General features: G+C 63.6%; 3 protein-coding genes. All 3 read right to left on the bottom strand.

Annotation, left to right across the window (positions count from 1 at the left end; translation table 11 throughout):
- Positions 1-2,732: aminomethyl-transferring glycine dehydrogenase (gcvP, locus tag ACR0CE_RS20350; RefSeq protein ID WP_480833597.1), on the bottom strand; the 2,732-nt coding region annotated here is incomplete at its 3' end.
- Positions 2,733-2,846: 114 nt separating this feature from the next.
- Positions 2,847-3,212 (bottom strand): glycine cleavage system protein GcvH, encoded by a 366-nt coding sequence (gene gcvH, locus ACR0CE_RS20345; RefSeq protein ID WP_209505056.1) that lies wholly within the window; start codon positions 3,210-3,212, stop codon positions 2,847-2,849.
- 18 nt (positions 3,213-3,230) lie between these two features.
- Entirely contained in the window at positions 3,231-4,325 is a 1,095-nt protein-coding gene (gcvT, locus tag ACR0CE_RS20340; RefSeq protein ID WP_480833596.1) for a glycine cleavage system aminomethyltransferase GcvT, read from the bottom strand.

Below are 4,325 nucleotides of genomic sequence, written 5' to 3'. Positions count from 1 at the left end.
GGGAAGCAGGCCTGTTCGCGGGTGTAGGGGCGGTCCCAGTCGCCGACCAGATCACGCACCGTGTGGGGGGCGTTTTTCAGCGGGTTGTTTTCCGCGTCGATCTTGCCGTCGATGATGTCCTGCGCTTCCGCGCGGATCGAGAGCATGGCGTCGCAGAAGCGGTCGAGCTCGTCCTTGGGTTCGGATTCGGTGGGCTCGACCATCAGGGTTCCGGCCACCGGCCAGCTCATCGTGGGGGCGTGGAAGCCTGAATCGACCAGGCGCTTGGCCACATCGTCGACGGTGACATGCGCCGCCTCGTCCAGCGGCCTTGTGTCGAGGATGCATTCATGTGCCACCCGGCCCGTTTCCGACGTGTAGAGGATCGGATAGGCGTCCTTGAGGCGCGCCGCGATGTAGTTGGCGTTCAGGATCGCCACTTTGGTGGCCTGCGTCAGCCCCGCGCCGCCCATCAGCAGCACATAGGCCCATGAGACGGGAAGGATCGAGGGCGAGCCGAAGGGTGCCGCCGAGACCGGACCCACGGCGGTGCCGTATTCCGGGTGACCCGGCAGATGCTCGGCCAGATGCGCCTTGACGCCGATCGGACCCATGCCGGGGCCGCCACCGCCATGCGGGATGCAGAAGGTCTTGTGCAGGTTCAGGTGGCTGACATCGCCGCCAATGTCACCCGGACGTGCCAGCCCGACCATGGCGTTCATGTTGGCGCCGTCGATATAGACCTGACCGCCGTGATCATGGGTGATCTGGCAGACCTCCTGCACGGTGGTCTCGAACACGCCATGGGTCGAGGGATAGGTGATCATGCAGGCGGCCAGATGGTCCGAATGCTTTTCCGCCTTTTCGCGGAAATCATTCAGATCGATATTGCCCTTGTCATCCGATTTCACCGGCACAACCTGCCAGCCCACCATCTGCGCCGAGGCCGGGTTGGTGCCATGGGCCGAGGTCGGGATCAGGCAGACATTGCGCTGCCCTTCGCCGCGGGCGAAGTGATAGTTGCGGATGGTCAGAAGGCCCGCATATTCGCCCTGCGCGCCCGAGTTGGGCTGCTGGGAGATCGCGTCATACCCGGTGATCTGGCACAGCTTGTCGTTCAGATCCGCAATCATCTGATGGTAGCCCTGCGCCTGATCTTCGGGCACGAAAGGATGCAGGTTGCCGAACTCGGGCCAGGTGACCGGGATCATCTCGACCGTGGCGTTCAGCTTCATGGTGCAGGACCCCAGCGGGATCATCGCCCGGTCCAGCGCCAGGTCGCGGTCGGCCAGACGGCGCATATAGCGGGTGATCTCGGCCTCGGCCCGGTTCTTGTGGAAGATCGGGTGGGTCAGGTACGCGCTTTCGCGCAGCGCGTAATCCGGCAGGCGGTATTGCTTGTTCGAGCTGTCATCCTTGCGGTCGATGCCGAAGGCACCCCAGACCGCCTCGATGGTCTCGGGGCGGGTCTGTTCGTCCAGGCTGATGCCCACGCGGGTCTCGCCGACCTTGCGCAGGTTGACGCCACGGGCCACGGCGGCCTCCATAACGACATTCTGCAGATGGCCGACCTCGACCGTGATGGTGTCGAAGAACACCTCGGGTTCGACCGCAAAGCCCGCCTCTTCCAGACCGGCGGCCAGGCGCGAGGTCTTGCGGTGCACCGATTGCGCGATCGCCTTGATGCCGTCGGGTCCGTGATAGACCGCATACATCGAGGCAATGACGGCCAGCAGCGCCTGCGCGGTGCAGACGTTCGAGTTCGCCTTTTCGCGGCGGATGTGCTGCTCGCGGGTTTGCAGCGACAGGCGGTAGGCCTTGTTGCCGCGGCTGTCGATGCTGACCCCGATGATCCGGCCCGGCATCGAGCGCTTCAGCTTGTCGGTGGTCGCCATATACGCGGCGTGCGGGCCGCCATAGCCCATCGGCACGCCAAAGCGCTGGGTCGAGCCGATGGCGATATCCGCGCCCATCTCGCCGGGGGATTTCAGCAGCGCCAGCGACAGGATGTCGGCGGCGACAACGGCGATGGCGTTATGTTCATGCAGCGCCGCGATCTCGGTCGTGAAGTCGCGCACATGGCCATGGGTGCCCGGATACTGGAAGATCGCGCCAAAGACGGCACCTGCATCCAGCTGATCGGGATCGCCCACCTGCACGTCGATGCCCAAGGGTTCGGCGCGGGTTTTGATGACCGCGATGGTCTGCGGATGACAGTTGCGATCCACGAAGAAGGCCGCGTTATTGGCCTTGGACCGGCCGCCGCGCTTGGCCATTGCCATGGCTTCTGCCGCAGCCGTGGCTTCGTCGAGCAGGGACGCGTTGGCCACATCGAGCCCGGTCAGGTCGCTGACCATGGTCTGGAAGTTCAGCAGCGCCTCAAGCCGGCCCTGGCTGATCTCGGGCTGATAAGGTGTGTAGGCGGTGTACCAGGCCGGGTTTTCCAGGATGTTGCGCAGGATCGGCGCCGGAGTGGTGGTGCCGTAATATCCCTGACCGATCAGCGAGGTCAGAACCTTGTTCTTGCCCGCCACCTGCTTCATGTGAAAGAGCGCATCGCGTTCCGTCATCGCCGGGCCCCAGTCCAGCGGTTCCTTCTGCCGGATCGCGGGCGGGACGGTAGCGTCGATCAGCTGGTCCAGCGTCTTGAAGCCGATCACCTGCAGCATGTCGCGCATTTCGGTGGGCGACGGGCCGATGTGGCGGCGATTGGCGAAGTCATAGGCTTCGTAATCGGTCAGTTTGAAGGCCATTGCAGCGCTCCTCAAGGATAGGTCAGACCCGGCGGAGACAGCAGGAGCCTCCGGCGGGAGTATTTGGAAAAAGATGAAGCAGGGAGCCCCGGTCTCTGGGGCTCCGGGCCGGATTTAGCCGATAAAGGCCTTGTAGCCGGCTTCGTCCATCAGATCTTCCAGCTGCGCGGCATCGGCGATCTTGATCTTGTAGATCCAGGCCTCGCCCTCGGGGTCGTCGTTCAGCGCGCCGGGGTTGTCAGCCAGCGCCTCGTTCACTTCCGTAATCTCGCCATCAACCGGCGCGTAAAGCTCGGAGGCGGCCTTGACGGATTCGATCACGCCGATCTCGCCATCCTTCTCGAACTCGTCGCCCACCTCCTGCTGCTCGACAAAGACCACCTCACCCAGCTGCTCGGCCGCGTGTTTGGTGATGCCCAGCGTGGCCGTGTCGCCGTCGACCGCCAGCCATTCATGTTCTTCGGAATAATAGGTTGCCATGGTGTCTCTCTCCTGACTTCAACGCTTGTAATTCTGTTTGACGAAGGGCAGCGCCACAATCTGCGCCGGTTGCGCCTTGCCCCGGATGATCAGGTTGACCTTCTCGCCCGGCTCGCCATGGCCCGCGGACACATAGCCCATCGCAACCGGGCCGCCGACCGTGGGGCCAAAGCTGCCCGAGGTGATCTGACCGATGGTATTGCCCTCAAGGCATTGCACTTCCACGCCCTGACGCGCGGGGGCGCGGCCGTCGGGCTTGATGCCCACCAGCTTGCGCGCAGGCCCCTCGGCCAGTTCGCGCTGCACACGTTCCGCACCCGGAAAGCCGCCTTCTTCCTTGCGGCGCTTCTGCATCGCCCAGCCAAGGCTGGCCTCGACCGGCGAGGTGCTCTGATCGATGTCATTGCCATAAAGGCACAGACCGGCTTCAAGCCGCAGGCTGTCACGCGCGCCCAGACCCGCCGGTTCGCAATCCTCATGCGCAAGGAACGCCCGGGTGATCTCGATCGACTTGTCCTCGGGGATCGAGATCTCATACCCGTCCTCGCCCGTGTAGCCCAGCCGCGAGATGCGGCATTCGACACCCAGGATGTCGGCAATCGTGGTTTCCATGAACTTGAGGTCGCGCACCGCAGGGCAGAGCGCGCCCACCACATCCTCGGCCTTGGGGCCTTGCACCGCGACCAGCGCGCGGTCGAAAATCTCGGTCACTTCGACGCCGTCCAGATTGGCGCGCATATGCGGAATGTCCTGATGGCGCAGCGCCGCGTTCACCACCACAAAGTAATGATCCCCCGCGTTCGACACGATCAGGTCATCCATGATCCCGCCTTCGGCATTGGTGAAGAACCCGTACCGCGCCTTGCCTTCCTTCAGCGTCGCATAAGCCTGCGGACACAGAGCTTCCAGCTTCTCGCCCACATTCTCGCCCCGCAATATCACCTGACCCATATGCGACACATCAAACAACGCCGCCTTCTCGCGGCACTGCTTATGCTCGCCCATGATCCCCAGCGGATACTGAACCGGCATCTCCCACCCGGCAAAATCAACCATCTTGCCGCCCAACTCAACGTGAAGCCCAAAAAGCGGCGTGCGTCTAATCTCGGTCAT

The organism is Ruegeria sp. L11, from assembly GCF_056531755.1.
This window is presented reverse-complemented; position numbering and strand designations above follow the sequence as displayed.